This window comes from Streptomyces sp. NPDC096048, from assembly GCF_044763415.1.
Taxonomy (GTDB): domain Bacteria; phylum Actinomycetota; class Actinomycetes; order Streptomycetales; family Streptomycetaceae; genus Streptomyces.
In genome coordinates this window covers 303,696-329,914 of record NZ_JBIWGG010000008.1, presented here as the reverse complement: position 1 = coordinate 329,914, position 26,219 = coordinate 303,696, and the positions used below count along the sequence as shown (strand labels likewise).

Here is a 26,219-nt window from a genome sequence, read left to right as displayed (position 1 = left end):
GATGGGACTGATCTCGGAGGTGCTGCTGCTGCCGCTCGCCCCGGTGCGCGGCGCCGGCTGGGCCATCAGACAGGTGCTGAGCGAGGCGGAGCGCATCTACTACGACCCGGCCACGATCAGGGCCGAACTAGCCCGTCTGGAGGAGCAGTTGGAATCCGGCGAGATCACCGAGGAGGAGTTCGACCGACAGGAGGACGAGCTTCTGGACCGGCTGGAGATCGCTACGCGCACGAGCGCGGGATTGGGCAACGGGACGGCACCATGAATCGAGTGGGAATGGGCCTCGCGGTGGGGGCCGGATATCTGCTGGGACGTACGAAGAAACTGAAACTCGCCGTCGCCGTGGGCACCATGGTGGCAGGCAAGAAGATGAACCTGACGCCGAAGGGCATCGCCGAGCTCGTCTCCACCCAGCTGCAGAACAACCCGCAGTTCAAGGAGATAGGGGACCAGCTGCGCACCGACCTTCGGGGCGTGGGCAAGGCGGCCTCGGGCGCCATGGTCGAGCGGCAGATCGACGCGCTCGCCGACCGGCTGCACGGCCGCACCGCCCAGGTGCGTGACCAGCTCTCCGGTGTGGCGTCCCAGGCGCCCGGCGTCGGTTCCGAGTCCGCCGAGGACTCCGACGACTCCGACGACTCCGACGACTCCCGCGACTCCGAGGCCTCGGAGGACTCGGAGGAACGCGCGGAGTACGACGACGACCGCCACGAGGACGGCCGCTACGAGGACGAGCCGGCGGACGAGCGGTCCGACGAGGAGCCCGAGGAGGAGCCCGAGCGTCGGCGCGGGCCGCGGCCCGCGCGGGCGGCGAAGAAGGCGCCGCCCGAGCCGCGCAAGGCGGCCAGGAAGGCGCCCGCGCCCGCGAAGAAGGCGGCGGCCAAGGCGCCCGCGAAGAAGGCCGCTGCGAAGCGCGCGCAGCCCGCCGAGAAGGCGGCCGGCAAGAAGACGGCCGGCGCCAGGAGCGCCGCCCGCGGCGCCGGGGGCCGTCAGTCGAAGGGTGGTGGTGAGCGATGAGCGACACGCTCGGTTCCGCGGCGTCCACGGCGGGCAAGGCCGCGAAGAAGAACCCGATCGCCGACGTCGCCCAGAGCGAGGCGGCCGACCGCCTCAAGGCGGAGGTGCAGGAGTACCTCGCCGCCCAGGTCACGCGGCTGCTGACCGGCGTCGGCACCAAGCTCGGCGAGACCACCGGCAAGCTGAACGACATCGCCGAGGGCAACAGCCCCGGATTCGCCAAGCTCGCGCTCGACGGCGGACGCAAGCTCGCCGAGGGCAAGGGCCCGATGCGGGCCGCGTTCGAGGTCGGCGCCGGCAAGGTGAAGGACAACGTGGTCGGCGCCGTCAAGAACCTCACCGGTGGCAAGGGGAGGAAGAAGGGCGGCGGTGGCCAGAAGCCGACCGTCATCATCGAGTACGTCGACGTCGGTGTCCCGCTGCGCACGGCCTACGACCAGTGGACCCAGTACCAGGACTTCAGCACCTTCGCCAAGGGCGTCAAGAGCGCCAACCGCGCCGACGACACCTCGTCCGACTGGCAGCTCAAGGTCTTCTGGTCCAACCGCAGCTGGAAGGCGAAGACCACCGAGCAGGTGCCGGACGACCGGATCTCCTGGACGTCGGAGGGCGCCAAGGGCACGACCAAGGGCGTCGTCAGTTTCCACCAGCTCGCCGACAGCCTCACCCGCGTGATCCTGGTCATCGAGTACTACCCGAGCGGCCTGTTCGAGAAGACCGGCAACATCTGGCGCGCCCAGGGCCGCCGGGCCCGTCTCGACCTGAAGAACTACGTCCGCCACATCACCCTCAAGGGCGAGGCGGACGACGGCTGGCGCGGTGAGATCCGCGACGGCGAGGTCGTCCGCAGCCACGAGGACGCCCTCGCGGAGGAAGAGGAGCAGGAGCAGGAGCCCGAGGGGGAAGAGGCCGACGAGGGCGAAGAGGAGCCCGAGGGCGCGGAGGAAGCGCCGTACGCCGAGGAGGAGGGCGAAGCGGACGCCGACGCCGAGTACGAGGAGGAGCCCGAGGGCGAAACCGAGGAGCAGTACGAAGAGGAGCCCGAGGGCGAGTACGAGGAGGAGCCCGAGGGCGAGTACGAGGAGGACAAGGAAGCCGGCGAGGACGAGTACGCGTCCCGTGACGAGTACGAGGACGCCGACAGCGGGAGCCGGCGATGACCACGCCCAGCCGGCTGCCCGATCCCTATGGCCAGGGACAGAGCGCCAATCTCGCCGACATTCTGGAGCGGGTGCTCGACAAGGGAGTCGTCATCGCGGGCGACATCCGGATCAACCTGCTCGACATAGAGCTGCTCACCATCAAGCTGCGGCTCGTCGTCGCGTCCGTCGACAAGGCCAAGGAAATGGGCATCGACTGGTGGGAGAGCGACCCCGCGCTCTCCTCGCGCGCCCGGCGCGACGAACTGACCCGGGAGAACGCCGAACTGCGCGAACGCCTGCGCGAACTGGATCCGGGCCGCGTACCGAGGGAGGCACCGTGACCGGACTGCGGTACGTCTACGCCGTCTGCCGCCCCTTCGGCGCCGCCCTCCAGTCCCAGCTGGCCGGGGTGGCGGGGGACCCACCCCGGCTGCTGGCCCACCGCGACCTGGTCGCCGTGGTCAGCCATGTGCCGGAGGGCGACTTCTCCGAGGAAGCGCTGCGCGCCCACCTGGAAGACCTCGACTGGCTCGCCGGGACCGCCCGGGCCCACCAGCAGGTCATCGACGCGCTCACCGCCGTCACCACCCCGCTGCCGCTCCGGCTGGCCACCGTCTTCCGGGACGACAGCGGCGTACGCGTGATGATGGAGGAGCGCGAGGAGGCCTTCCGGCGGACGCTCGACCGGCTGGACGGGCGCGTGGAGTGGGGCGTCAAGGTGTACGTCGAGCCGGAGCCCGAGCAGGCCGCCGGACCGGCGCAGCCCGCCCCGAAGCCCGTTTCGGGCCGGGACTACCTGCGGCAGCGGCGACGGCAGACACGGGCCAACGACGACCTGTGGAGCAGGGCCGAGGAGTTCGCGACCCGCCTGCACGGGACGCTGTCCTCCCGGGCCGACGACGCGCGGCTGCACGCGCCGCAGAATCCCAGCCTCTCCGGTGCCGCCGGACGGAACGTCCTGAACGCCGCCTATCTGGTACGGCGCGACGTGTCCGAGGAATTCGTGGAGATGGTGGACCGGACGAAGGACGACGCCCCCGGAATCCGCGTGGAACTCACGGGGCCGTGGGCGGCCTATTCCTTCGCGGGTGAAGAAACCGGTGACCGGAGTGAGGAATCCGGTGACCGAGGAGCCGTCGGCGAGGAAAGCGCGGGGGAGGGATCATGACCGTCGTCGAACGCCGTGAGATCGCCCTCGTCGACCTGCTCGACCGGCTGCTGGCCGGCGGAGTCGTCATCACCGGCGACGTCACGCTGCGCATCGCGGACGTCGACCTGGTCCGCATCGACCTGAACGCGTTGATCAGCTCGGTCAACCACAATGTTCCGTCGCCGTTCGGGGATTGACGTGAGTGAACATCCTGAGCCCCGAAAGCGCCTCGACCTCGAACCCGACACGGTCGAGCGCGATCTGATCAAACTGGTGCTGACCGTCGTCGAACTGCTGCGCCAGCTCATGGAGCGCCAGGCGTTGCGCCGCGTCGACGAGGGCGACCTGAGCGAGGAGCAGGAGGAGCGGATCGGGCTCACCCTGATGCTCCTCGACGACCGGATGACCGAACTGCGCGACCGCTACGGTCTGCGGCCCGAGGACCTGAACCTGGACCTCGGGCCGCTGGGACCGCTACTGCCCCGGGAGTGACCTCCCGGGGCGGCAGCCTCTGTACGCGCGGACCAGGCGACCCAGCGGCCGTGACCGGGCGCCCGTCAGGCTTCCTTCCGGCACAGGATCTCCCCGTGCAGGACGCTGAACCAGCTCTCCGGCCGCTCGCCCCACTCCCGCCAGGCGTCCGAGACGGCCCGCAGCCGCTCCGCCGTCGCATGGCCGCCCTCGGTGGCGCGCTCGGCGTACGAGGACGCCAGGGTGCGGTCCGCCCACAGGCCGCTCCACCACCGGCGCTCCTCGGGTGTGGCGAAGGTCCAGGTGGCGGAGGTCGCCGTGATGTCCGTGAACCCCGCCTGGAGCGCCCAGGCCTTCAGCCGGCGCCCGGCGTCCGGCTCGCCGCCGTTGGCGCGGGCCACCCGGTGGTACAGGTCCAGCCAGTCGTCCATGCCCGGGGACGTGGGGTACCAGGTCATGGCGCCGTAGTCCGAGTCGCGGACGGCGATGATCCCGTCCGGCCTCGCCACCCGCCTCATCTCGCGCAGGGCCCGCACCGGATCGCCCACGTGCTGGAGGACCTGGTGGGCGTGGACGACGCAGAACGTGTCGTCCGGGTAGTCCAGCGCGTGCACGTCCGCGACCGCGTAGTCGGTGTTGGCGAGCCCGCGTTCGGCCGCCGTGGCCCGGGCCCGCTCGACGATCTCCGGCGCCCGGTCCACGCCGGTGACGTGTCCGTCCGGGACCAGTTCCGCCAGGTCCGCGGTGATGGTGCCCGGACCGCAGCCGATGTCCAGGATCCGCATGTCGGACGTGAGCGAACCCAGCAGGTAGGCGGCGGAGTTGGCGGCGGTGCGCCAGGTGTGCGAGCGGAGCACGGACTCGTGGTGTCCGTGCGTGTACACGGCGGTCTCCCGCGGTTTCGGCATGGTGGGTCCCCTCTCCCGACGATGCGGGTCACCGTACGCGCACCGGCCGAATGATGAGACCCATGTTTTATGATGTGGACTGACAGTGCGTCAGGAGGGTCAGGAGGTTTGAGAGGCCGGGAAGCCGGAGAGGCCGGGAAGCCGGGAAAGCCGTCAGGAGAGGAGTCCGTCCCCGGGCAGCGGGCGGTACACCGTGAGCGCCTCGGGCAGCTTCTCGAGCGTCAGGTCGCCCTCCGTCTCCGTCAGCTCGCCGTCGAAGGCCATCAGCGTGCCCGGCGCGACCCCGGACAGGCGCAGCCGGCTCACCTGCACCGCCGCGTGGGCGGGGGAGCGGGTCAGCGGACCGGCCAGGGCCGCGGACAGCAGCCGCAGGGCGGGCCGGCGGCCACCGTGGACCACCCGCACGTCCAGCTGCCCGTCCGCCAGGTCGAGACGGCGGCCGGAGGCGATGCCCCTGCGGTGGTACGTGCCGTTGCCCGCGAACAGCATCCACAGCGGGCGCCGGCGGCCCCGTACCTCGGCCTCCAACGGGTGCCGGTCGGCGCGCAGCACCCGGATGGCCGCGACCACCCCGGCCGGCCAGCCGCCGATCCGGGGCGACCAGCGCTCCCGCTCGTGCACCAGTTCCGGGTACACGCCGAGGCTGAAGGTGTTCAGGAAGACGCCGCGCTGCCCGCCGGAGGTGAACCGGCCCACGTCCACGCGCACGCCCTCGCCCCGCTCCAGCGCCCGGCACAGATCCCGTACGTCCTCCACGCCGAGGTCGTAGGCGAAGTGGTTGAGCGTGCCGCCGGGCAGCACCGCGAGCGGCAGTCCGCGGCGGACCGCGATCTCGGCCGCGGCGTTCACGGTGCCGTCGCCGCCGCACACACCGAGCACCCGGGCGTGCTCGGCGGCCTTCTCCAGTTCCGCCCGGACGTCCTCCGGCTCGCACTCCACCACCTCCGCGTCGGGCAGCGCGTCGCACAGCGCCCGCACCCGGTCCGAGGTGCCCGAGCCGATGTTGGCCACCATGACGAGGCCCTCGCCCCCGGGCAGCGCCGGGACCTCGGCGCGCGGCCGGGCCGGCGGGGTGAGCTGGGCGCGCGTCGGCACCATGCCCCGTACGGCGAACGCGGCCCCCACCCCGAGCGCCGCACCGGCCAGCACGTCGCTCGGATAGTGGACGCCGGTGTAGACCCGGGAGAGGGCGACCGCGGCGGCCACCGGGGCCACCGCCGCGCCCCACGCCGGGGATTCCAGCGCGACACCGGTCGCGAAGGCGGCGGCCGACGCCGCGTGCCCCGACGGGAACGACGTCGTGATCGGCTGCCGCTTCAGCTGCCGCACCAGCGGCACCGGGTCGAGGACGGGACGGGAGCGGCGGACCGACCGCTTGCCGAGGGTGTTGATCGTCAGCGAGGCCAGGCTCAGCGAGGCGAGGCCCCGGGCGGCGGCGCGACGGGCCCTCGGCGTGCGGGACGCGGCCAGCCCGGCGGCCGCCGCGAACCACAGCACGCCGTGGTTGGCGGTGCGGCTCAGCCGGGGCAGCAGGGGGGCGGCGCCGGGCCAGGTGCGGGCGGCGACGGCCTCGAACACACGCTGGTCCAGCCGCAGGAAACCGTCGCGGACCGGGTGCGGGCCGGGCGTCGGGGCGGTGAGATCTACGTCGGGGCTCATGTCTCCCGCCTACCCTGCGGAACGCGATTCCTGCGGGTGGCGCGCCCCATGTACCGGAGCCGCGGCCGCGGCGGGTGAAATCGGTTTGCCCGGGGCATGCCCGGAGCCGCAGAATCCGGTCCCATGGGTCATCTCGAAGCCGCGCACCTGGAGTACTACCTCCCCGACGGGAGGGCGCTGCTCGGCGATGTCTCCTTCCGGGTGGGGGAGGGGGCCGTCGTGGCCCTCGTCGGACCCAACGGAGCGGGCAAGACCACCCTGCTGCGCCTGCTGTCCGGGGAGCTGAAACCGCACGACGGCACGGTCACCGTCGGCGGCGGCCTCGGCGTGATGCGGCAGTTCGTGGGCTCCGTCCGGGACGAGACGACCGTGCGGGACCTGCTGGTGTCCGTGGCGTCGCCGCGCATCCGCGAGGCCGCGCGCGCCGTCGACACCGCCGAGCACGGGATCATGACCGTCGACGACGAGGCCGCCCAGATGCGCTACGCCCAGGCGCTCGCCGACTGGGCCGAGGCTCAGGGTTACGAGGCCGAGACCCTCTGGGACATCTGCACCACGGCCGCCCTGGGCGTGTCCTACGAGAAGGCCCAGTGGCGACGGGTGAGCACCCTGTCGGGCGGCGAGCAGAAGCGCCTGGTCCTGGAGGCGCTGCTGCGCGGCACCGACGAGGTGCTGCTGCTCGACGAGCCGGACAACTACCTCGACGTGCCCGGCAAGCGCTGGCTGGAGGAGCGGCTGAAGGAGACCCGCAAGACGGTGCTCTTCGTCTCCCACGACCGGGAACTGCTCGCCCGCGCCGCCGAGAAGATCGTCTCCCTGGAACCCGGCCCCGCGGGCGCCGACGCCTGGGTGCACGGTGGCGGCTTCGCCACCTTCCACGACGCCCGGCGTGAACGCTTCGCCCGCTTCGAGGAACTGCGCCGCCGCTGGGACGAGAAGCACGCCCAGCTGAGGAAACTGGTGCTGACGCTGCGTCAGGCCGCCGCCGTCAGCCACGACATGGCCTCCCGTTACGCCGCCGCCCAGACCCGGCTGCGCAAGTTCGAGGAGGCCGGACCGCCGCCCGAGCCGCCGCGCGAGCAGGACATCCGGATGCGGCTGAAGGGCGGCCGCACCGGCGTCCGCGCCGTCACCTGCGAGCGGCTGGAACTCACCGGCCTGATGAAACCCTTCGACCTGGAGGTCTTCTACGGCGAACGGGTCGCCGTCCTCGGCTCCAACGGCTCCGGCAAGTCGCACTTCCTGCGGCTGCTCGCCGGCGACGACGTGGCACACACCGGGAACTGGAAGCTCGGCGCGCGCGTGGTGCCCGGACACTTCGCGCAGACCCACGCCCACCCGGAGCTGCTGGGCCGCACCCTCCTGGACATCCTGTGGACCGAGCACGCCCAGGACCGGGGCGCCGCCATGTCGAGGCTGCGCCGCTACGAGCTGACCCAGCAGGCCGAGCAGGCCTTCGACCGCCTCTCCGGCGGCCAGCAGGCCCGCTTCCAGATCCTCCTGCTGGAACTCCAGGGCGTCACCGCCCTCCTGCTCGACGAGCCGACCGACAACCTCGACCTGGAATCGGCCGAAGCCCTCCAGGAGGGCCTGGAGGGCTTCGAGGGCACGGTCCTCGCGGTCACCCACGACCGCTGGTTCGCCCGCTCCTTCGACCGGTACCTGGTCTTCGGCAGCGACGGACGCGTCCGCGAGACGCCGGAACCGGTCTGGGACGAACGGCGGGTCGAACGGGCCCGCTGACGGCTCACGCGAAGGTCACTTCCAGCGCAGCAGCGCCCCCAGGCCGCCCACCGGCGCCTTCTGATCCGCCTCGGACGGCAGGGCCGGCGTCACGGAGATCGCGGGGGCGCCGGTCATCACCGCCGAGCGCAGCAAGGCGTCGTCCGCGCGGGCCGACCAGGAGTTCTGCTCGCCGAGCGTCTTCAGCTCCGTACGGCGCACCGCCAGCTGGTCGGCGTCCTCGCCGACCCACACCTCGCGGTGGGTGTCGGGGGCGTCCGGGATGATCAGCAGCTCGTCGATGCGGTGCTCCCGGGCGGCCTCGACCAACGCGGGCACGCCCTCCGCGGCACCCGCCCGGCCCTCGCCGTCCGGTGACCGGGCGGCCAGGAACCGGTCCAGGTCCTCCCGGGCACGCGAGCGCACATGCTCCTCCCGCAGCCCTTCCACCTCGTCGTCCAGCAGCCTGCTGCCGGCGCCGCGCGAGGCCTCGGCGATGCGGTCCTGCAGCCGTTTCGGAAGCCGCTCGTGCACGGACCGCCGCTCCCGGTCGTCACCCACCAGGATCAACAGGTCGGCCCCCGTCTCCTCCTGGCACACGGCGAGCGCGTCCGCGATCTCCGCCGCGTTGTGCTCCCAGGTGTTCTCCACCCGCAGCTGGAAGTGGCGCTCCGACCAGTCGGCGCTGCTCGTGCGGTGCACCGGCCACTGCCGGCCGGTCACACCGCCCGCGTCCGAGCTGCCCAGCGCGCTGCGCAGCTCGAAGTCGGCGCCCTTGCGGTCGACGTACGCCACCACGCACACCGGGTCCTCGCCCGCCAGCTCCAGCAGCGGTGCGACGTGCGGCAGCGGCGCCCAGTCGGCGGTGGTCCCACCGTACGGGGGCCGGGCCAGCGGCGGATCCAGGACCACCCGTCCGGCACACGCGAACAGGGCCCGCCCGTGCGGGTCGGTGGCGTGGCGCAGCCCTTCCACCGCCTCCTTCACGGCCCGGCAGGTCGCGTCGTCCGCGCCCTGTTCCGCCAGCTCCCGGGCCACCGCGGCGGCCGTCAGCTCACGTTCGTGGGGGGTGTCCTCCGTGTGTCGGGAGAGATCGACGTAGACGGAGGCCCAGGGCCCCTGGTGTTCGTAGAGGGGGTGCAGAAACGCGAGATCCATGGCTCCCTCCCGGGTGCCGCTCGGGGGTGGTAGTGCTCCGGGGCGGGTACCCGGCCGGCATGAACGAACACGACACGCGTGACGACACCACGACCGGCGGCGTGGACCCGGGCCGCCTGGACGACCAGCAGCTCATGAAAGAGCTGGAGACCATCCACCGCACGCGCCACGACACCCTGCTGTACGGGGCGAACGACGCGCTGCGGGCCCACAACGACCGCATGGCGCAGCTGGAGGGCGAGTGGCTGCGCCGCAACCCCCGCCGCCCGGTCGCCGCGGGTCGCACCCGCGAGGGTGCCCGGGAACGGGGCTGCGGGGAGGGCACCACGTCCGGCGGCTGACCGGGCCGCCCGGAAGCGCTGGCCGCCTGACCGGGCCGCCCGGACACGCGGGGGCCCGGCCCTCCGGCGCGATCGGGGCGCACCGGAGAGCCGGGCTCGCCTCGTCTCTCAGCCGCCCGCCTTGGCGAACTCCGCGAGGAACGTCTCGCAGAACGCCTTGAGGTCGTCCGGCTTGCGGCTGGTGATCAGCACGTTGTTCCCGTGGTCGCAGACCTTCACCTGCTCATCGACCCAGGTGGCTCCGGCGTTGCGCAGGTCGGTCCGCAGACTGGGCCACGAGGTCACGACCCGGCCGCGTACGACGTCGGCCTCGATGAGGGTCCACGGCGCGTGGCAGATGGCGGCCACCGGCCGGCCCTGCTCGAAGAAGTCCTTGACGAACGCCACGGCCTTCTCGTCCATCCGCAGGAAGTCCGGATTGGCCACGCCGCCGGGCAGGACCAGCCCGCCGAACGAGTCGGCGGACGTGTCGCCCACCGTCTCGTCCACCGGGAAGGTGTCCGCCTTGTCGAGGTGGTCGAAGCCCTGGATCTCACCTGACTGCGTGGAGACGAGCACGGGCTCGTGGCCCGCGTCCTTCGCCGCCTGCCACGGCTCGGTCAGTTCGACCTGCTCCACGCCCTCGGGCGCGGACAGAAATGCGATGCGCATGTGGTTCGGATTCCTTTCCTGGCATGTGTCGTCAGCCGCCGGCCCGGGCGTCCGGTTCCGCGCGGCTGATGTCGGCGAGCGCCGATGAGGGATCCCGGGCCTCGGCCAGATCGCCGAGGCTCACCATCCCGACCGGCAGCCCGTCCTCCACGACCGGCAGCCGGCGTACGGCGTGGTCACGCATCAGCGCGACCACGTCCGCGACCGGGTCGTCCGGGGAGACCGTGAGCGGGTCGCGGGTGCAGACCGCCCGGACGCCCACTCCCATCGGGTCGAGGCCCTCGGCCACCGCCCGCACCGTGATGTCACGGTCGGTGATCAGGCCTACGACGTCCTGGCCGTCCGCGACCACCACGTCACCGATGTTCTGCGTGCGCATCAGCTGCGCCGCCTCGACGAGTGAGGAGTCCGGGCGGACGGCGGTCACCCCCGGCGTCATGACGTCCCGCACGTACTGGGCCGCGTGCTCGGCCATAGGAGCCATTGCAGGCCCGCCCTTTCCGGCGCCTACGCGCCCTGCGTCCCGGCGGATCCGGACCCGCCGTTCTCGGTCAGGGCCACCGCCAGTTCCTGGACGTTGTCGTAGCGCGCCTTGTGCGGCAGCCGCTCCAGTCCCTCGACGAGGGCGTCGGGCGCGTGGCCGCGGCGCAGCGCCCGGGTCAGCTCCCGCGGGCTCGCGGGGAAGGTGCCCCGGGTCAGGTTCCGGGCCAGTTCGAGCCGGAGGGCTTCCAGATACGTCGGTCCACGGCCCGGTGTCACCGGTCCGTAGGTGACGTCCGGGTCGTCCTCGGCAGCCGGTTCCGGGTCGTGCCACTCCTCGGTACGGGTGGGGTGCCCGGACCTGAGCAGACCCTGCAGTTCGTGCTTCATCTCGTCGTCGCGGTGGACGCTCATCCGGTCACTGCCTCGCTGCATGTCTCCCTCCAGATCCTTCAGGGGGTGCCGACCGCGTACCCGGACACCGGGGGCCGACACGGATTCCTCCGGACGGGTCCGGTCCGATTTCCCCGGCCACGCTGCGTGCCTTCGCGTGCACCGCGGGTTTGCCCGGCGGGCCCGGGGAACCCGGCTCTCGCCACCACCCCCCACGCCCACCCCTTATCGGGAAGGACGGATCATGGCGGTGCTGCTCGCTGTGTTCATTCCGGTCCTCATGCTCGGCGTGGTGCTGGCCCTCGGCCGCTACGAGGAACTCCTGCTGCCCGACACCGCGCGGCCGTCCGACGACGCCGACGCGGCCGCGGCCGCGCGAACGGATCAGTAATCGAGAAGCGAGGCCCACGTCGCTCCGTCTAGCGTGTCCCTGCTGACCCGCTCGACAGAGGGAGACACCGATGAGCAGCGCCAGGAGAACGGACCGGCAGGTGACCGCGCCGCATGTGGCGGACAGCCACGACCTGATCCGTGTGCACGGTGCCCGCGAGAACAATCTCAAGGACGTCAGCATCGAGATCCCCAAGCGCCGGCTGACGGTGTTCACCGGCGTCTCCGGCTCGGGCAAGAGCTCACTGGTGTTCAACACGATCGCCGCCGAGTCGCAGCGGCTGATCAACGAGACCTACAGCGCCTTCGTGCAGGGCTTCATGCCGACGCTGGCCCGGCCCGAGGTCGACGTCCTCGACGGCCTGACCACCGCGATCATCGTGGACCAGCAGCGGATGGGCGCCGACCCCCGCTCCACGGTCGGCACCGCCACCGACGTCAACGCGATGCTGCGCATCCTCTTCAGCCGGCTCGGGGACCCGCACATCGGACCGCCCAGCGCGTACTCCTTCAACACCGCCTCCGTCCGGGCGAGCGGCGCGATCACCGTCGAGCGCGGCAACAAGAAGGCCGTCAAGGCCACGTACGAGCGCACCGGCGGCATGTGCACCCACTGCGAGGGCCGGGGCAAGGTCTCCGACATCGACCTCTCCCAGCTCTACGACGACTCCAAGTCGCTCGCCGAGGGCGCGTTCACGATCCCCGGCTGGAAGTCGGACAGCCAGTGGACCGTGCAGGTCTACGCCCAGTCCGGCTTCGTGGACCCGGACAAGCCGATCCGCGAGTACACCGAGAAGGAGCTACGGGACTTCCTCTACGGCGAGCCGGTCAAGGTGAAGGTCAGCGGAGTCAACCTCACCTACGAAGGACTGATCCCGAAGATCCAGAAGTCGTTCCTGTCCAAGGACAAGGAGGCGATGCAGCCGCACATCCGGGCGTTCGTGGAGCGGGCCGTCACCTTCACCACCTGTCCCGAGTGCGACGGCACCAGGCTCAGCGAGGGCGCCCGGTCGTCGAGGATCGGGAAGATCTCCATCGCCGACGCCTGCGCGATGGAGATCCGCGACCTGGCCGAGTGGGTGCGTGGTCTCGACGACCCGTCGGTGGCGCCGCTGCTCACCGCGTTGCGGGACACCCTCGACTCGTTCGTGGAGATCGGTCTCGGCTACCTCTCGCTCGACCGGCCGGCGGGCACCCTGTCGGGCGGCGAGGCACAGCGCGTCAAGATGATCCGCCACCTCGGCTCGTCCCTCACCGACACCACGTACGTCTTCGACGAGCCCACCATCGGCCTCCACCCGCACGACATCCAGCGCATGAACGACCTGCTGCTGCGGCTGCGGGACAAGGGCAACACCGTGCTCGTCGTCGAGCACAAGCCGGAGACGATCGCGATCGCCGACCACGTCGTCGACCTCGGCCCCGGTGCCGGCACGGCGGGCGGCACCGTCTGCTTCGAGGGCACCGTGGAGGGGCTACGGGCCGGCGACACCGTCACCGGCCGCCACCTCGACGACCGGTCGTCCCTCAAGGAGACGGTCCGCGAGCCCACCGGGACGCTGGAGATCCGCGGCGCCACGACGCACAACCTCCAGGACGTCGACGTCGACGTCCCGCTCGGCGTGCTCTGCGTGGTCACCGGCGTGGCGGGCTCCGGCAAGAGCTCCCTGATCCACGGCTCGGTCCCGGCCGGCGCGGACGTCGTGTCGGTCGACCAGAGCCCCATCAAGGGCTCCCGGCGGAGCAACCCGGCGACGTACACCGGGCTGCTCGACCCGATCCGCAAGGCCTTCGCCAAGGCCAACGGCGTCAAGCCCGCCCTGTTCAGCGCCAACTCCGAGGGCGCCTGCCCCACCTGCAACGGCGCCGGTGTCATCTACACGGACCTGGCGATGATGGCGGGCGTCGCCACACCCTGCGAGGACTGCGAGGGTAAGCGGTTCCAGCCCTCGGTACTGGAGTACCGCCTCGGTGGCCGGGACATCAGCGAGGTCCTCGCCATGTCGGTGGCCCAGGCCGAGGAGTTCTTCGCCACCGGCGAGGCCCGCACCCCGGCCGCGCACAAGATCCTCGACCGGCTCGCCGACGTCGGGCTCGGCTACCTCACCCTCGGTCAGCCGCTCACCACGCTGTCCGGCGGCGAACGCCAGCGGCTCAAGCTGGCCACCCACATGGGCGACAAGGGCGGCGTCTACGTACTCGACGAACCCACCACCGGCCTGCACCTCGCCGACGTCGAGCAACTGCTCGGCCTGCTCGACCGCCTCGTCGACGCCGGCAAGTCGGTCATCGTCATCGAGCACCACCAGGCGGTCATGGCGCACGCCGACTGGATCATCGACCTCGGCCCCGGCGCCGGCCACGACGGCGGCCGGATCGTCTTCGAGGGCACCCCCGCCGACCTCGTCGCCGACCGCTCCACCCTCACCGGCGAGCACCTCGCGGCGTACGTCGGTGCCTGACCGCGGCCCCGCCCCCCACAGTGCCGGTACCCGTGGTGTCCGGCGCTGTGGGATCGTGGTGGGGTGACGACGTTGGAGGACCTGGTGCGGCTGCGCCGGGCCCGTGACCTGATGGACCGCGGATACGCCGAGCCGCTCGACGTTCCGGCGCTGGCGCGCGTCGCCCTCATGTCGGCGGGCCACTTCTCCCGCAGCTTCCGCGCCGCCTACGGGGAGACGCCGTACAGCTATCTGATGACGCGGCGGATCGAGCGGGCCAAGGCCCTGCTGCGGCGCGGCGACCTGACGGTGACGGAGGTCTGCTTCGAGGTCGGCTGTACCTCGCTGGGATCCTTCAGTTCGCGGTTCACCGAACTGGTCGGCGAGAGCCCGAGCGCCTACCGGGCCCGCGACCACGCCGACGGCGCCGCCATCCCGGCCTGCGTCGCCAAGATCTACACGCGACCGGTCAGGAACGGAGAAGCGAAGCCCGCGACCCCGCCCGTAGCGTGAGACGCATGGACATCAACCTCTCGCAGTGCTTCATCGCCGTCGACGACCACGACAAGGCGCTCGCCTTCTACCGCGACGTACTCGGACTGGAGGTCCGCAACGACGTCGGGTTCGAGGGAATGCGCTGGGTGACCGTCGGCTCTCCGGACCAGCCCGGCGTGGACATCGTCCTCGAACCCCCGCTCGCGGACCCGAACGCCTCGGCCGCCGACAAGGAGGCCATGGCCGAACTGCTGGCGAAGGGCCTGCTGCGCGGCGTCATCTTCACCACCGACGACGTCGACGCCACCTTCGAACGCATCCGGGCCGCGGGCGCGGAGGTCCTCCAGGAGCCGGTCGACCAGCCCTACGGCGTCCGCGACTGCGCCTTCCGCGACCCCGCCGGCAACATGCTGCGCTTCAACCAGCCGCGCAAGGGGTGACCCCGAGGGGACCGCGGTGAGAGGGACCGCGGTGAGAGGGACCGCGGTGAGACCGGACCCGCCTGAGGAGGACCGGCTATCCCTTCTCCCGCCCCGGCAGGAACTCCTGCACCTTCGCCTTGAACCCCTGCTTGACCATGGACCCCCGGTCCGCGTCGCCCTTCAGGATCGAGGCGGCCGTCGCCTCCATCTGCTCCCAGGTGGCGTGCGGCGGGATCGGGGGCACGGCGGGGTCGGTGAGGAACTCGAGCACCGCGGGACCGTCCGCCGCGAGCCCCGCCCGCCAGGCCGCCTCCACCTCGTCCGGCTTCTCCACCCGGATCCCGGTCAGGCCCAGCGAGCGGGCGAAGTCGGCGTAGCGCACGTCCGGGAGCGACTGCGAGGGCAGGAAGGACGGCGCGCCCTCCATGGCCCGCATCTCCCAGGTGACCTGATTGAGGTCCCGGTTGTTCCAGACGGCCACGATCAGCCGCGGGTCCTCCCACAGGTCGCGGTACTTCGCCGCCGTGATCATCTCCGCCAGCCCGTTCATCTGCATCGCGCCGTCCCCGACCAGGGCGATCACGGGCCGGTCCGGGTGGGCGAACTTCGCGCCGATCGCGTACGGCACCCCGCAGCCCATGGTGGCCAGCGTGCCGGACAGCGAGCCGCGCATGCCGGGCCCCATGGTCAGGTGCCGGGCGTACCAGTTCGCCGTCGAACCCGAGTCGGAGGTGACGATCGCGTCGTCGGGCAGCATCGGGTCCAGCGCGGCGGCCACGTACTCCGGGTTGATCGGGTCGGCCGCCAGCCCGGCCCGCCGCTCCATGACCCCGCGCCAGCGCGTGACGTTGTCGCACACCGTGTCGTGCCACTCGCGCCCCCGGCCGCCCTCGATCAGCGGGATCAGCCGGTCCAGGGTGGCCTTCGCGTCGCCGACGAGATTCACCTCGTACGGATAGCGCATCCCGATCATGTGCGGGTCGATGTCGATCTGCACGCCCCGCGCCTTGCCGAACTCCGGCAGGAACTGCGAGTACGGGAACGAGGACCCGATGGTCAGCAGGGTGTCGCAGTCCCGCATCAGCTCGTACGAGGGGCGCGTGCCGAGCAGACCGATCGAGCCGGTGACGTACGGCAGTCCGTCGCTGATCACGTCCTTGCCGAGCAGCGCCTTGGCCACGCCCGCGCCGAGCATCTCGGCGAGCGTCTCCACCTGGTGCCGGGCCCCGGCCGCGCCCTGGCCTACCAGGATCGCCACCTTGTCACCGGAGTTGAGCACCTCGGCCGCCCGCCGCACGGAGTCGTCGGACGGGACCGCCGTCCAGGAGCCCCGGTCCAGGCTGGAGGGCACCATCTTGAACTCGTGGGTGGGCGGCGAGTAGTCCAGCTCCTGCACATCGCCGGGGATGATGACCGCCGTCGGACAACGACGCGCGTACGCGGTGCGGATCGCCCGGTCCAGCACGTTCGGCAGCTGCTCCGGGACCGTCACCGTCTCCACGAATTCGGAGGCGACGTCCTTGTACAGCGTGTGCAGGTCCACCTCCTGCTGGTAGGAGCCGCCCATCGCGGTCCGGTGGGTCTGCCCGACGATCGCCAGCACCGGAACATGGTCGAGCTTGGCGTCGTACAGCCCGTTGAGCAGATGGATCGCACCGGGCCCCGAGGTCGCCGCGCACACGCCGAGACGGCCGCTGAACTTGGCGTAGCCGACCGCCTGGAAGGCGGACATCTCCTCGTGCCGGGACTGCACGAACCTCGGCTGGTCGTCCGCCCGGCCCCAGGCGGCGAGGAGGCCGTTGATCCCGTCGCCCGGGTAGCCGAAGACCTGCTCGACGCCCCATTCGCGCAGCCGCTGAAGGACGTGGTCGGACACCTTTGTGCTCATGTAACGGACCTCCCGGACCGATGGGGTTGATGCCGGCGGAAGCGGTACGGGTGACCGCGGGCACGCGCCGAAAACATCGTGGAGACATCCGGGCGGCATCCGGGTGTTTGCCATGGGGGCCAGGGGGCAGGCGCAGATTCAGTGCTTCGGACAGGAGGCACGTCCGTGGGAGCGGCGCGACGCCGCCACGGATGCGTCCGTCCGGGCCGGACGCCCTCCCACGGTGACCGCCCGACCCCAAGGGCCGTGTCGTCGTACGGGTGCCGCCCGCTTCGCGCGCCGGAGGTTCCACGAACCCCGGGCGCCGTCCGCGTCGGCCGCGCCGACCGGGCCTCGCCCGGCGCGACGACAGGGCCCCGCGCTCCGAGGAGTTGCGACGCACCATGCCGATCCACGCCAGCGTGAAGCACCCGCACGACGACGCCCCCGACACCGCCGACGCCTTCCGCCGACTCACCACCCTTCCCGACGGCCCGGAACGCGACGCGGTCCGCGACCGGATCGTCGAGGCCTGGCTCCCCATGGCCGAACGACTCGCGGGACGGTTCCGCAGCCGCGGCGAGAGCTACGAGGATCTGCGCCAGGTCGCGGCCCTCGGCCTGGTCAAGGCCGTCGACCGGTACGATCCCGAGCGCGGCAACGCCTTCGAGAGCTACGCCGTGCCGACGATCACCGGCGAGATCAAGCGCCACTTCCGCGACCACATGTGGACCCTGCACGTGCCGCGCCGGGTCCAGGACCTGCGCAACCGCGTGCGCTTCGCCGGCCAGGACCTGTCCCAGACCATCTCCGGGCGCAGGCCCACCGTCGCGGAGATCGCCGAACACGCCGACCTGAGCGAGGAGGACGTCCGGGTCGGCCTGGAGGCCCTGGAGAGCTTCACGGCCCTGTCCCTGGACGCGGAGCTGCCGGGCAGCGAGGACGGCTACTCACTCAGTGACGCCCTCGGCGCCTCCGACCCGGCCCTCGACACCGTCGTGGACCGCGAGGCCGTCAAGGACCGCCTCGCCGCCCTGCCCGAGCGGGAACGCGCCATCCTCTACATGCGCTTCTTCGACGACATGACCCAGAGCCGCATCGCCGAACAGCTCGGCATCTCCCAGATGCACGTCTCCCGCCTGATCAGCCGGTGCTGCGACCGGGTGCGGGAACAGGTACTCAAGGACCCGGCGGCCTGAGCCGGCGGCCGGCTCCCCGCACTTCTCCCACGGCGTGGTGGTGCATTCCCGAAGGGCGCGGGGCGCGGGGCGCGGGGAATCGGGCGGCCGGACGCGCGAGGACCCGGCCGCGCGAGGACCGCGCGGCCGGACCCCGCGCCCCCGCGGGCGTCGGACGTCAAGGCGCCGACGGGGCCGCCGGGGGCCGCGTCACCGAGGTCCGTAGCGGCCGCGGGTGGGCCGAAACCTTGACCTCACCCGCTCGGCGGTCCCGTTCCCGCGAACGGCGCACGGTGGCGCGCGGTCCCGCGGTGGGCGGGCTGTGATGGCCGAGGGGGCGCGAGTGCCGTGCCCCCGCAGCCGTCGCTCGAAGGAGCCCACCCCATGCGCCGCACCGCCCGCGCCCTGTCCGCCGCCGTCCTGGCCAGTGCCGCCCTCGGCGTCCTGGCGGGGCCCGCCTCGGCCGAACCCGGCGTACCCCAGCCGCTCGCCGGCGCCGGTGAGCCCGCCGTGGAGGGCACCGCGGCCGGAGTCACCCCGGGCGGTACCGTCTCCGTCTCCGTTTCCTGCGCCTCGACCGGCGGGTCCGCGCCGGCCACCCTCGACGCCGCCGCACCGGCCTTCGACGAGGACACCGTCGCGCCGCGCAAGGTGGCGGGCGACGGCGGAGGGACGTCCGGACCCGCCTACCGGGGGACCGCGCGCATAGCCGCCGTCGAGGACCTCGAGAGCGACCCGGCGGCGGAGGGCTCGGCGGACGTGTGGACCGCCGACGGCGCCTGTCCCGAGAAGTCCGGCGGCGAGGGCGACCCCTGGAGCGCGGCGATGACCGGGCCGGAGGAGGCGATCGAGCCGGAGGACGCTGTCGGGCCGGAGGACGCTGTCGGGCCGGAGGCGATGACCGTGCCGGGGGAGGGGGGCGGAGCCGTCGCACCGCCGTGCCCCGAGCCCACACACTCCACCCAGCACGGGGAGCAGTGCGGGGGCACCAAGCCGGTGTGCCCGGAAACGACCGCCCCGCACGGCGAGACCGCCGCGCGGGGCACGTCCTGCACGACGAAGCCGCCCTGCCCCGAGCCCGTCGCACAGGGCAAGTCCTGTGGCGGCGCGACCGTGGAGCACGGGGTGCGGGCCGGCGCGGGCGGGTCCTTCACCGACTCGACGCCCGCCCTGGTCGCCGGTGGCATCCTGATCGCGGGCGCGTTCGGCGCGGCGGCGCATCGGCTGCGGCTCCGCCTGCGCGGGGACGCCGAGCCCCGCTGACCCGCACCGCCGCCGGACCGCGACCGGGGCCGCAGCCATGGTCGGGCGGCACGGTGGGTACTTGGAGCAACGACCGAGAAGAAGAGCACCGGGCCGGACGGCGACAGGACACGGCACCATGGACCGCGCGGAGGCACGCATGCGGCGGACGGACTCCGCAGGCCATGACATCGGAGGGCAGGATTCCGCAGGCCATGACACCGGAGGGCAGGATTCCGGAGGGCGTGGCTCCGAAGGGCATGGTTCCGGAGGGCGTGGCCTGGGAGGGCACGAGCCGGTCGGGCGTGGCCCGGGAGGGCACGAGCCGGTGGGGCGCGGCCCGGGAGGGCACGCGTCCGTGGGGCACGAGTCCGTGGGGCACGGTCCCGTCCGGTACGGTCCACACCTTCCCGACGACGGACTGCCCGTGCTGCCCGAGCTGTCCGCCGTACTCGCCGCCGCCGCGGGCCGCGGCCACGACGAACCGGCCGGCGGCGCCCCGCCCCTCCTGAACGCCGCCTGCGGCTACTGGGACCGGCGCGGCCTGCCCACCGAGCCCGGCCACGTGGCCGCCGCCCCCGGAGCCAACGCCCTGCTGCTCGCGCTGACCGCCGCGCTCGGCGGCGACGTCCTGGTGCCGCGCCCCTGCGCCGCCTGGTGGGCGCCGTACGCGCGGCTGCTGGGCAGACCCGTCTTCCACGTGCCGACCCCGGCCGAGTCCGGCGGCGTCCCCGACCCGTACGCCCTCCTGGAAACCGTCCGCCGGGTCCGCGCCGAGGGCGGCGACCCCCGCCTGCTCGTGCTGTCCGTCGCCGACGACCCCACCGGAACCGTCGCGCCGCCCGAACTGCTGCACGAGACCGTCGAGGCCGCCACCGGCGAGGGACTGCACCTGGTCAGTGACGAGACCTGGCGGGACACACTGCACGACCCGCACGCCACCGTGCTGCTCAGCCCCGCCGAGATGCTGCCCGAACGGGTCACCGTCGTCACCGACCTGGCCGGCGCGCTGCTGCCGCCGGGCTGGCCGGCCGCCGTCGCCCGGTTCCCCGCGTCCGCCGCCGGCGACGGCCTGCACGCGCGCGTGCTCGACGTGCTCACCGCGCTCGGCGCCAACGTCGCCGCGCCCGTCGCCGCCGCGGCCGGGTACGCGCTCGCCGAACCCGAGCCGGTCACCGCCCGCCGGTCGGCCGCCGTACGCCTGCACGCGCGCGTGGCCGCAGCCGTGCACGCCGTCGTCGTCGCCGCGGGTGCCACCGCCCGGCCCCCGCAGGCCGGCCGCCACCTCTACGCCGACCTCGGTCCGCTGCGCGACGCGCTCGGCGCCCAGGGCGTCGGCGACGCCCAGGAACTGGAGGACTTCCTCACCGCCCGGCTCGGCATGCCCGCCCCCGGCGGTCACCGCTTCGGCGACGACCTCGCCGCTCTGCGCGTGCGGCTCGCCACCGGTCCGCTGCTCGACGGCGGCACCGACGAGCAGCGTGCGGAATGCCTCACGTCCCCCGACCCGTTGGAACTGCCACACGTGCAACGCGCGTTGATCGGGCTGAAGTCGGTCTTCGACGATCTCCGCGACGCTCAGCGATGGGAGCCTCCTCGATGACGCAGCAGCCCCGGTCGACCACGCGCACGCCCACGTCCACGTCCACGTCCACGTCCACGTCCACCGAGGACACCGACGCGCCACCGTCCTCGTCCTCCTCGTCCTCCTCGTCCTCCTCGGCCCCCTCGTACCCGCCGCTCGCCGAACCCCGGCCGATGGCCGAACACCGGGTGTGGCCGCGGACCTTCCACGACCGGCTCACCGCGCCGCTCCCCGGCCTGAAGGGCTTCGCCAGATTCGCCCGCGAGGGCGCGGTGAGACCCGGCCCCGAGGGGCTCGCCGACATCCCCCGGCTGCCCTACGCCCCCGGCCCGCTGCCCCGCGTGGACGCGCGCACCGTCGCCGTCACCTGGGCGGGACACGCCAGCTGGGTGGTGCGCATCGGCGGGCTCACCGTCCTCACCGACCCGGTCTGGTCCCGCCGCATCCTCGGCACCCCGGCCCGTGTCACCCCCGTCGGCGTCCCCTGGAGCGCCCTGCCCCACGTCGACGCGGTCGTCATCAGCCACAACCACTACGACCACCTGGACGCCCCCACCCTGCGCAGGCTCCCGCGCGACACCCCCGTCTTCGCCCCGGCCGGGCTCGGCCGCTGGTTCCACCGCCGCCGCTTCACGCGCGTCACCGAGCTGGACTGGTGGGAGGCCGCGAAACTGGCCGGCGTCCGCTTCGACTTCGTACCGGCCCACCACTGGTCCAAGCGCACCCTCACCGACACCTGCCGCACCCTGTGGGGCGGGTGGGTCCTCACCGACTCCGACGGCCGGCGCGTGTACTTCGCCGGTGACACCGGGTACGGCCACTGGTTCGCCCGCATCGGCCGCCGCTACCCCGGCATCGACCTCGCCCTGCTCCCCATCGGGGCCTACGACCCCCGCTGGTGGCTGAGCGACGTGCACTGCGATCCGGAGGAGGCGGTGCGGGCCGCCCAGGACGTGGGCGCCCGCCGGATGGCGCCGATGCACTGGGGCACGTTCGTCCTCTCCGCGGAACCCGTGCTGGAACCGCTCACCCGCGTACGCGCCGCCTGGCAGCGGGCGGGCCTGCCCCGGGAGCACCTGTGGGACCTCCCGGTCGGCGGCTCCCGCGTACTGGAGTGACCAAGGCCGCCCACCCGGCGCCCCGGTACCCGGCGGCGGGCCGGTGGATCGCGCACGACGCGTGCGTCGCCGCCCGCGCGGCCAGGAGCCGAACGCGAGGCAGCGGCCGAACGCCGGGGGCGGTGCCGGCCCGCCGCGCGTCCGTCCCCGGCGCCCTCGTGCCGCACCCGCACCGCCGCCTCCCGCGTGCCCCCGACCGCCCGGCAGGGTCACGCCTTCGCCGGCCCCCGCATCCGCCGCCACACGCTCGGCGCCCCGCTGACCAGTACCGTCAGCGCGATCGCCGCGGCCACGCCCTCCCACGGCTTGCTGAACAGGGCGCCGCTCAGGACGCCGATCAGCTGGTACGTCACCGCCCAGGCCAGGCAGGCCGGGAAGTTGCCCCGGGCGAACCGGCGCAGCGGCCACTCGGCCAGCAGGCAGGCCAGCATCACCGGTATCCGCCCAGCCGGGACCAGCCGGGACAGCACGAGCACCGCGACATCGTGCTCGGCGAGCCTGTCCTGGGCCTGCTGGAGCCGGTCCTCGGGCGCCCGGGACCGGATCGCCTCCAGCCAGCGCGAGCCGTTCTTCGAGCCGACCCCCCGCCGCCCCAGCCAGTACAGCGTCAGGTCCCCGCAGAACGCGGCCAGCGACGCCGTCGCGAACACCAGCAGCATCGAGAACGGCAACGTCTGGTGCATCGCGACCACGGCCGCCGAACTCACCAGCGCGCCCGTCGGCAACACCGGCACCAGCGCCCCGATCAGCACCAGCAGGAACAGCGAGGGATAACCGAACGCCTGCTGGGCCGGCGCGGTCGGGATACTCGTCACGGTGGCGCCCAGCCAGCTCACCGCGAGACCTCCACCCGCACGCTCTCGCCATGCCCCAGCCGGTGCACCGCCACCCCCGGCGCGCGCGACGCCGACAGGCGCACGAACTCGTCACCCGGCGTGTGGAACTCGTGGGGGCGCACGGCGTCCATCCCGATCGGCCAGTACGTGCCGTAGTGCACCGGCACCGCCGCGCGCGGCGCCAGTCGGGCCAGCGCCTCGGCCGCCCGTCCCGCGTCCAGGTGCTCAGCGCCCAGGTACGGTCCCCAGCCGCCCACCGGCAGCAGTGCCGCGTCGACCGGCCCGACCTCCTTCTCCATGCCGTCGAACAGACCGGTGTCCCCGGCGAAGTACGTCCGGGCCTCACCCTCGACGACATAGCCGAGCGCGGGGGAGCGGTGCCGTCCGACCGGCAGTCGCCGCCCGTCGTGCCGTGCCGGCACCGCCCGTATCCGCAGGTCCCCGACCGTCGCCTCGTCGCCGGGGGCCACCTCGCTCACCTCCAGGTGCCCGAGCCGGCGCAGCCCCGGCACCGCCCGTGGTGCGCCCCGGGGCACGAGCAGGCGCGTGCCCGGCGCGAGCCGCGCGAGCGACGGCACGTGCAGGTGGTCGGCGTGCAGGTGCGAGACCAGCGCCACGTCCGCGCGCCAGGCGTCCGGCGGCGGCACCGCGCCCCGCCTGCGGCGCAGATGGGCGAGCCTGCGGACGAACAGAGGGTCGGTCAGCACACGGATGTCCGAGTCCTCGACCGTGCAGGTGGCGTGACCCCACCACGTGAGCTCCACCGGCACCTCTTTGCCTCCTTCGCGCGACTCCCCGAAGCCTACGTCCAGGAGTAGGGTCGGCGGCGAAAACGGGAGGTGAGGGGGACCCCATGGGGCTGGTGCGGGTGACGGCGATCGCGAGTCTGACGCCCTTGGAGCAGTTGGACGACGATCCCTTCCTGGTCGACTCCCGCAGCCAGCACGCCATGTGCGCCCGCTGGGCCGCGGAAAACGGGTACGTCGTCGCCAGGGAACTGCTGGTACGCGGCCTGCGACCCGACCACGACGCCCTGTGGGACGGCGTCCGCCCCGGGCACGACCTGTTCGTGGCGCCCAGCCGCCGGGTGCTCGAGAGGGCGCTGTCGTCGGTGGAGGAGTTCACCGCCGAGTGCGCGCGGCGCGGCGTCCGGATCGAGACGGTCGGCCACGCCGAACCGTCCTACGACGCCCGCATGAAGGCGTGCGTCCACCGCAGACTGTCGATGCCGACGGCGGGATACGACGGCCGCTGACCCCGGCCGCGGGGTGTGAACCGGACCCGGGGGGGACAAACGGGTGCTCCGGACCGTTGTGACAGGGTGGGGCAGGCCCGTGCCGACGACGGGCCGGGACGTGAGGTGTGCGGAGCGTGGGTGGAGCGCGTTGGCGCCGGGTCGCCAGTCAGATCGGGCGGAGTGTCGCGGTGTGGGCCGTGTCCACCCTCACCATGCTCGTGCTCGCCGGGATCCTGCCGGACTTCCGGCTCCAGTCGCCCGACGGCGACAGCGCGACCGACATCGCCATGACCGCGGCGGTCGGCGCCGGCGCCTTCGGTCTGCTGTCCGCCCTGGTGTGGCCGCTGATGGTCCGGCTGCTGCTCCTGGTGCCGGCGCTCGTCCTCGGGCTGCTGGTCTTCTTCCTCAACGGCGGGCTGCTGCTCCTCGCGATCGACGTGAACCCCGCGGGGCGCGGCGGCGTCGCCCCGGAGACGGCGGTCGTGGTGGCCGCCGTCATGTCCGCCGTCGCCTCCGCCACCGGCGGTGCCCTGGCCGTGCGCGACGACGACGCCTACCGGCGCCGGCTCTACCGGCTCGCCGACCGCCGCCGCAGATCCGGCCCGCCCTGCCCGTCCGGTCCCGGCACCCTCTTCCTGCAACTGGACGGCGTCGGCCACGACGTCCTGCTGGACGCCGTCGGCAGCGGCGCCATGCCCACCGTCGCGCGCTGGCTGGGCCGCGACGGCACCTCCGCGTCCCACCGGCTCGCCCTGTGGCGCACCGACTGGTCCAGCCAGACCGGTGCCAGCCAGCTCGGCATCCTGCACGGCTCCAACCACGATGTCCCCGCCTTCCGCTGGTTCGAGAAGGACAGCGGCGAGGTCGTGGTCTGCAATCGCCCGACCAGCGCCGCCCAACTCCAGCACCGCGCCGTCAAGCACACCGGCGACGGCGGGCTGCTCAGCTTCGACGGCGCCAGCCGCGGCAACCTCTTCGGCGGCGGCGCCGACGAACAGGCCCTCGTGCTCTCCATCGCCACCCGCCGCCGCAGCCGGGAGACACGGTCCAGGTCCGGCTACTTCGCCTACTTCTCCGACCCGGCCAACGCCGTCCGCACCGCGCTGTCCTTCGTCGCCGAGGTGGGCCGCGAGATCGGCCAGTCCACCCGCGCGCGCGTGCACAAGGTCCGCCCGCACGTCTCCCGCGGCGGCCTCTACCCCTTCGTCCGCGCCTTCGCGACCGTCGTCGAACGGGACGTCGTCGTCGCCGCGGTGATGGGCGACATGCTCGCCGGACGCACCGCCGTCTACGCCGACCTGGTGGCGTACGACGAGGTGGCGCACCACTCCGGGCCGGGCAGCCGGGACGCCGCGAAGGTCCTCCAGCGGCTCGACCGGTCCCTCGCGCTGATCGAGAAGGTCGCCGAGCACGCGCCCCGCAAGTACCGGATCGTCGTCCTGTCCGACCACGGCCAGAGCCCCGGCGAGACCTTCCGCGCCCGCTACGGCCTTACCCTCGGCGACCTGGTGCGGGCCGGCTGCGGACTGCCCGTGCCGCGCCGTGCGCAGCGCACCCGCAGCGGCGCCGAGGCGCGCAACACCGTACGGGCCGCCCTGCACCGGCCGGTCGAGGAGGGCGCCGAGCAGCAGCGCCCCGCCGACACCCCCACCGGCCGCCGCTCGGAGCCGATCGTGCTGGCCTCCGGCAACCTGGGCCTGGTCTCCTTCCCGGACGTGCGGCACCGGATGACGCGGGAGGAGATCGACGCCCGCCACCCCGCCCTGCTGGCGACCCTCGCCAACCATCCCGGCATCGGCTTCCTGCTGGTCGACGACGACAAGCACGAGGGTCTCGTGCTCGGCGCGCGCGGTGCGGAGATCCCGCTGGACCGGCTCGACGAGGAGCCCGGCCCGCTCGCGCCCTTCGGACCCGGCGCCGCCGACGCCGTCCGCCGCACGCACTCCTTCCCGCACACCGCCGACATCATGGTCAACTCCTTCCACGACCCGGACGACGGAGAGGTCCTCGCCTTCGAGGAGCAGATCGGCTCCCACGGCGGACTGGGCGGCGCCCAGTCGCGTGCCTTCCTGCTGTCGCCGGTCGTCCTGTCCGCGCCGGTCGCCGAGGGGGCGGAGATCGTCGGCGCGGAGCACGTGCACCGGATCCTGCGCCGCTGGCTGCGCGAGTCGAACGGTCCGCAGGTGCCCGTGGAGGATCCCCGGTCCAGGGCCGTCGACGGCGCACCTTTTCCGGTCCCGGACGGGGTCGCGCAGGACAAAAGCGCCTGATTTGGAGCCGCGTCGGACCGTGCCCGACCATGGGCGCCGCCCCGGC

The 26,219-nt window shown here is 73.1% G+C and carries 28 protein-coding genes; 19 read left to right on the top strand and 9 right to left on the bottom strand.

Going from position 1 to position 26,219, the window contains the following annotated elements; all coding sequences use genetic code 11:
* Position 1: 1 nt before the first annotated feature.
* Genes ACIQ6R_RS23790 through ACIQ6R_RS23760 form a run of 7 tightly spaced genes read left to right on the top strand, consistent with a single transcriptional unit; the run spans position 2 to position 3,801 of the window.
* Complete coding sequence (locus ACIQ6R_RS23790) at positions 2-265, top strand: gas vesicle protein GvpG (RefSeq protein ID WP_404171416.1); 264 nt, start codon at positions 2-4, stop codon at positions 263-265.
* A complete protein-coding gene (locus ACIQ6R_RS23785) occupies positions 262-1,017 on the top strand; it encodes a DNA primase (RefSeq protein ID WP_404223208.1) in 756 nt (251 codons plus the stop codon). The genes ACIQ6R_RS23790 and ACIQ6R_RS23785 overlap by 4 nt, the downstream gene beginning before the upstream one ends.
* Entirely contained in the window at positions 1,014-2,177 is a 1,164-nt protein-coding gene (locus tag ACIQ6R_RS23780) for an SRPBCC family protein (RefSeq protein WP_404223206.1), read from the top strand. Before ACIQ6R_RS23785 ends, ACIQ6R_RS23780 begins: the two co-directional genes overlap by 4 nt.
* Positions 2,174-2,500: a gas vesicle protein gene (locus ACIQ6R_RS23775; protein ID WP_055419336.1), complete on the top strand. Its 327-nt coding sequence runs from the start codon at positions 2,174-2,176 to the stop codon at positions 2,498-2,500. Before ACIQ6R_RS23780 ends, ACIQ6R_RS23775 begins: the two co-directional genes overlap by 4 nt.
* Complete coding sequence (locus ACIQ6R_RS23770; RefSeq protein WP_404223203.1) at positions 2,497-3,327, top strand: GvpL/GvpF family gas vesicle protein; 831 nt, start codon at positions 2,497-2,499, stop codon at positions 3,325-3,327. The genes ACIQ6R_RS23775 and ACIQ6R_RS23770 overlap by 4 nt, the downstream gene beginning before the upstream one ends.
* The gene (locus ACIQ6R_RS23765) at positions 3,324-3,506 is read left to right on the top strand and encodes a gas vesicle protein (RefSeq protein WP_121750043.1); all 183 of its coding nucleotides are present in this window, start codon (positions 3,324-3,326) and stop codon (positions 3,504-3,506) included. Before ACIQ6R_RS23770 ends, ACIQ6R_RS23765 begins: the two co-directional genes overlap by 4 nt.
* A gap of 1 nt (position 3,507) precedes the next feature.
* Positions 3,508-3,801, top strand: coding sequence for a gas vesicle protein K (locus ACIQ6R_RS23760; protein ID WP_404171404.1), 294 nt, complete (start codon positions 3,508-3,510; stop codon positions 3,799-3,801).
* A 65-nt stretch (positions 3,802-3,866) separates the two neighbouring features.
* Here the strand turns inward: ACIQ6R_RS23760 and ACIQ6R_RS23755 are convergent, their stop codons facing one another.
* Positions 3,867-4,688 (bottom strand): class I SAM-dependent methyltransferase, encoded by an 822-nt coding sequence (locus ACIQ6R_RS23755; RefSeq protein WP_404223201.1) that lies wholly within the window; start codon positions 4,686-4,688, stop codon positions 3,867-3,869.
* Between the two features lie 153 nt (positions 4,689-4,841).
* Positions 4,842-6,347 (bottom strand): bifunctional phosphatase PAP2/diacylglycerol kinase family protein, encoded by a 1,506-nt coding sequence (locus ACIQ6R_RS23750; RefSeq protein ID WP_404223199.1) that lies wholly within the window; start codon positions 6,345-6,347, stop codon positions 4,842-4,844.
* 123 nt (positions 6,348-6,470) lie between these two features.
* Here ACIQ6R_RS23750 and ACIQ6R_RS23745 point away from each other — a divergent pair, with 123 nt between their 5' ends.
* Positions 6,471-8,090, top strand: a complete 1,620-nt coding sequence (locus ACIQ6R_RS23745) for an ATP-binding cassette domain-containing protein (protein ID WP_404171395.1) — start codon at positions 6,471-6,473, stop codon at positions 8,088-8,090.
* Positions 8,091-8,105: 15 nt separating this feature from the next.
* Here the strand turns inward: ACIQ6R_RS23745 and ACIQ6R_RS23740 are convergent, their stop codons facing one another.
* The gene (locus ACIQ6R_RS23740) at positions 8,106-9,227 is read right to left on the bottom strand and encodes a Vms1/Ankzf1 family peptidyl-tRNA hydrolase (RefSeq protein ID WP_404223197.1); all 1,122 of its coding nucleotides are present in this window, start codon (positions 9,225-9,227) and stop codon (positions 8,106-8,108) included.
* 59 nt (positions 9,228-9,286) lie between these two features.
* Between ACIQ6R_RS23740 and ACIQ6R_RS23735 the strand changes: the two genes are divergently transcribed.
* The gene (locus ACIQ6R_RS23735; protein WP_404171389.1) at positions 9,287-9,568 is read left to right on the top strand and encodes a DUF6158 family protein; all 282 of its coding nucleotides are present in this window, start codon (positions 9,287-9,289) and stop codon (positions 9,566-9,568) included.
* A gap of 108 nt (positions 9,569-9,676) precedes the next feature.
* Here ACIQ6R_RS23735 and ACIQ6R_RS23730 read toward each other — a convergent pair whose 3' ends face one another.
* The 3 genes from ACIQ6R_RS23730 to ACIQ6R_RS23720 are packed head-to-tail and all read right to left on the bottom strand — an operon-like array spanning position 9,677 to position 11,134.
* Positions 9,677-10,219, bottom strand: coding sequence for a type 1 glutamine amidotransferase domain-containing protein (locus tag ACIQ6R_RS23730; RefSeq protein ID WP_404171386.1), 543 nt, complete (start codon positions 10,217-10,219; stop codon positions 9,677-9,679).
* Positions 10,220-10,250: 31 nt separating this feature from the next.
* Positions 10,251-10,694, bottom strand: coding sequence for a CBS domain-containing protein (locus ACIQ6R_RS23725; RefSeq protein WP_404223195.1), 444 nt, complete (start codon positions 10,692-10,694; stop codon positions 10,251-10,253).
* Between the two features lie 32 nt (positions 10,695-10,726).
* Positions 10,727-11,134, bottom strand: a complete 408-nt coding sequence (locus tag ACIQ6R_RS23720; RefSeq protein ID WP_404171383.1) for a DUF2795 domain-containing protein — start codon at positions 11,132-11,134, stop codon at positions 10,727-10,729.
* 202 nt (positions 11,135-11,336) lie between these two features.
* Between ACIQ6R_RS23720 and ACIQ6R_RS23715 the strand changes: the two genes are divergently transcribed.
* The 4 genes from ACIQ6R_RS23715 to ACIQ6R_RS23700 all read left to right on the top strand — a co-directional run bounded on the left by ACIQ6R_RS23715 (position 11,337) and on the right by ACIQ6R_RS23700 (position 14,858).
* A complete protein-coding gene (locus tag ACIQ6R_RS23715) occupies positions 11,337-11,483 on the top strand; it encodes a hypothetical protein (protein ID WP_404171380.1) in 147 nt (48 codons plus the stop codon).
* A gap of 70 nt (positions 11,484-11,553) precedes the next feature.
* On the top strand, positions 11,554-13,944 hold the full coding sequence (locus tag ACIQ6R_RS23710) for an ATP-binding cassette domain-containing protein (protein ID WP_404223193.1): 2,391 nt from the start codon (positions 11,554-11,556) through the stop codon (positions 13,942-13,944).
* 63 nt (positions 13,945-14,007) lie between these two features.
* On the top strand, positions 14,008-14,436 hold the full coding sequence (locus ACIQ6R_RS23705; RefSeq protein ID WP_404223191.1) for a helix-turn-helix transcriptional regulator: 429 nt from the start codon (positions 14,008-14,010) through the stop codon (positions 14,434-14,436).
* A 5-nt stretch (positions 14,437-14,441) separates the two neighbouring features.
* A complete protein-coding gene (locus tag ACIQ6R_RS23700) occupies positions 14,442-14,858 on the top strand; it encodes a VOC family protein (protein WP_404171371.1) in 417 nt (138 codons plus the stop codon).
* A gap of 76 nt (positions 14,859-14,934) precedes the next feature.
* On the opposite strand, the gene ACIQ6R_RS23695 is transcribed toward ACIQ6R_RS23700, so the two are convergent.
* Positions 14,935-16,728 (bottom strand): thiamine pyrophosphate-requiring protein, encoded by a 1,794-nt coding sequence (locus ACIQ6R_RS23695; RefSeq protein ID WP_404223189.1) that lies wholly within the window; start codon positions 16,726-16,728, stop codon positions 14,935-14,937.
* Positions 16,729-17,111: 383 nt separating this feature from the next.
* On the opposite strand from ACIQ6R_RS23695, the gene ACIQ6R_RS23690 reads away from it, so the two are divergent.
* The 4 genes from ACIQ6R_RS23690 to ACIQ6R_RS23675 all read left to right on the top strand — a co-directional run bounded on the left by ACIQ6R_RS23690 (position 17,112) and on the right by ACIQ6R_RS23675 (position 21,830).
* Positions 17,112-17,906, top strand: a complete 795-nt coding sequence (locus ACIQ6R_RS23690; protein ID WP_404171366.1) for an RNA polymerase sigma factor SigF — start codon at positions 17,112-17,114, stop codon at positions 17,904-17,906.
* Positions 17,907-18,269: 363 nt separating this feature from the next.
* Positions 18,270-19,148, top strand: a complete 879-nt coding sequence (locus ACIQ6R_RS23685; RefSeq protein WP_404223186.1) for a hypothetical protein — start codon at positions 18,270-18,272, stop codon at positions 19,146-19,148.
* A 337-nt stretch (positions 19,149-19,485) separates the two neighbouring features.
* A complete protein-coding gene (locus ACIQ6R_RS23680; protein ID WP_404223184.1) occupies positions 19,486-20,730 on the top strand; it encodes an aminotransferase class I/II-fold pyridoxal phosphate-dependent enzyme in 1,245 nt (414 codons plus the stop codon).
* Positions 20,727-21,830: an MBL fold metallo-hydrolase gene (locus ACIQ6R_RS23675; RefSeq protein ID WP_404223181.1), complete on the top strand. Its 1,104-nt coding sequence runs from the start codon at positions 20,727-20,729 to the stop codon at positions 21,828-21,830. The genes ACIQ6R_RS23680 and ACIQ6R_RS23675 overlap by 4 nt, the downstream gene beginning before the upstream one ends.
* Before the next feature lie 209 nt (positions 21,831-22,039).
* Here ACIQ6R_RS23675 and ACIQ6R_RS23670 read toward each other — a convergent pair whose 3' ends face one another.
* Both ACIQ6R_RS23670 and ACIQ6R_RS23665 read right to left on the bottom strand, forming a co-directional pair.
* Positions 22,040-22,666 (bottom strand): DedA family protein, encoded by a 627-nt coding sequence (locus ACIQ6R_RS23670; RefSeq protein WP_404223180.1) that lies wholly within the window; start codon positions 22,664-22,666, stop codon positions 22,040-22,042.
* Complete coding sequence (locus ACIQ6R_RS23665; RefSeq protein WP_404171352.1) at positions 22,663-23,436, bottom strand: MBL fold metallo-hydrolase; 774 nt, start codon at positions 23,434-23,436, stop codon at positions 22,663-22,665. The genes ACIQ6R_RS23670 and ACIQ6R_RS23665 overlap by 4 nt, the downstream gene beginning before the upstream one ends.
* 83 nt (positions 23,437-23,519) lie before the next feature.
* Here ACIQ6R_RS23665 and ACIQ6R_RS23660 point away from each other — a divergent pair, with 83 nt between their 5' ends.
* Together ACIQ6R_RS23660 and ACIQ6R_RS23655 are read left to right on the top strand one after the other, a co-directional pair.
* Complete coding sequence (locus tag ACIQ6R_RS23660; RefSeq protein WP_404223179.1) at positions 23,520-23,921, top strand: hypothetical protein; 402 nt, start codon at positions 23,520-23,522, stop codon at positions 23,919-23,921.
* A gap of 107 nt (positions 23,922-24,028) precedes the next feature.
* Positions 24,029-26,173: a phage holin family protein gene (locus tag ACIQ6R_RS23655; protein WP_404223178.1), complete on the top strand. Its 2,145-nt coding sequence runs from the start codon at positions 24,029-24,031 to the stop codon at positions 26,171-26,173.
* Positions 26,174-26,219: the final 46 nt, after the last annotated feature.

What these genes read in the sequence shown, in the direction of transcription:
- ACIQ6R_RS23790 (WP_404171416.1), top strand. Translation starts at nt 2, where the DNA reads ATGGGACTGATCTCGGAGGTGCTGCTGCTGCCGCTCGCCCCGGTGCGC.
- ACIQ6R_RS23785 (WP_404223208.1), top strand. Translation starts at nt 262, where the DNA reads ATGAATCGAGTGGGAATGGGCCTCGCGGTGGGGGCCGGATATCTGCTG.
- ACIQ6R_RS23780 (WP_404223206.1), top strand. Translation starts at nt 1,014, where the DNA reads ATGAGCGACACGCTCGGTTCCGCGGCGTCCACGGCGGGCAAGGCCGCG.
- ACIQ6R_RS23775 (WP_055419336.1), top strand. Translation starts at nt 2,174, where the DNA reads ATGACCACGCCCAGCCGGCTGCCCGATCCCTATGGCCAGGGACAGAGC.
- ACIQ6R_RS23765 (WP_121750043.1), top strand. Translation starts at nt 3,324, where the DNA reads ATGACCGTCGTCGAACGCCGTGAGATCGCCCTCGTCGACCTGCTCGAC.
- ACIQ6R_RS23755 (WP_404223201.1), bottom strand. Translation starts at nt 4,688, where the DNA reads ATGCCGAAACCGCGGGAGACCGCCGTGTACACGCACGGACACCACGAG.
- ACIQ6R_RS23750 (WP_404223199.1), bottom strand. Translation starts at nt 6,347, where the DNA reads ATGAGCCCCGACGTAGATCTCACCGCCCCGACGCCCGGCCCGCACCCG.
- ACIQ6R_RS23745 (WP_404171395.1), top strand. Translation starts at nt 6,471, where the DNA reads ATGGGTCATCTCGAAGCCGCGCACCTGGAGTACTACCTCCCCGACGGG.
- ACIQ6R_RS23740 (WP_404223197.1), bottom strand. Translation starts at nt 9,227, where the DNA reads ATGGATCTCGCGTTTCTGCACCCCCTCTACGAACACCAGGGGCCCTGG.
- ACIQ6R_RS23735 (WP_404171389.1), top strand. Translation starts at nt 9,287, where the DNA reads ATGAACGAACACGACACGCGTGACGACACCACGACCGGCGGCGTGGAC.
- ACIQ6R_RS23730 (WP_404171386.1), bottom strand. Translation starts at nt 10,219, where the DNA reads ATGCGCATCGCATTTCTGTCCGCGCCCGAGGGCGTGGAGCAGGTCGAA.
- ACIQ6R_RS23725 (WP_404223195.1), bottom strand. Translation starts at nt 10,694, where the DNA reads ATGGCCGAGCACGCGGCCCAGTACGTGCGGGACGTCATGACGCCGGGG.
- ACIQ6R_RS23720 (WP_404171383.1), bottom strand. Translation starts at nt 11,134, where the DNA reads ATGCAGCGAGGCAGTGACCGGATGAGCGTCCACCGCGACGACGAGATG.
- ACIQ6R_RS23715 (WP_404171380.1), top strand. Translation starts at nt 11,337, where the DNA reads ATGGCGGTGCTGCTCGCTGTGTTCATTCCGGTCCTCATGCTCGGCGTG.
- ACIQ6R_RS23710 (WP_404223193.1), top strand. Translation starts at nt 11,554, where the DNA reads ATGAGCAGCGCCAGGAGAACGGACCGGCAGGTGACCGCGCCGCATGTG.
- ACIQ6R_RS23700 (WP_404171371.1), top strand. Translation starts at nt 14,442, where the DNA reads ATGGACATCAACCTCTCGCAGTGCTTCATCGCCGTCGACGACCACGAC.
- ACIQ6R_RS23695 (WP_404223189.1), bottom strand. Translation starts at nt 16,728, where the DNA reads ATGAGCACAAAGGTGTCCGACCACGTCCTTCAGCGGCTGCGCGAATGG.
- ACIQ6R_RS23690 (WP_404171366.1), top strand. Translation starts at nt 17,112, where the DNA reads ATGCCGATCCACGCCAGCGTGAAGCACCCGCACGACGACGCCCCCGAC.
- ACIQ6R_RS23685 (WP_404223186.1), top strand. Translation starts at nt 18,270, where the DNA reads ATGCGCCGCACCGCCCGCGCCCTGTCCGCCGCCGTCCTGGCCAGTGCC.
- ACIQ6R_RS23675 (WP_404223181.1), top strand. Translation starts at nt 20,727, where the DNA reads ATGACGCAGCAGCCCCGGTCGACCACGCGCACGCCCACGTCCACGTCC.
- ACIQ6R_RS23660 (WP_404223179.1), top strand. Translation starts at nt 23,520, where the DNA reads ATGGGGCTGGTGCGGGTGACGGCGATCGCGAGTCTGACGCCCTTGGAG.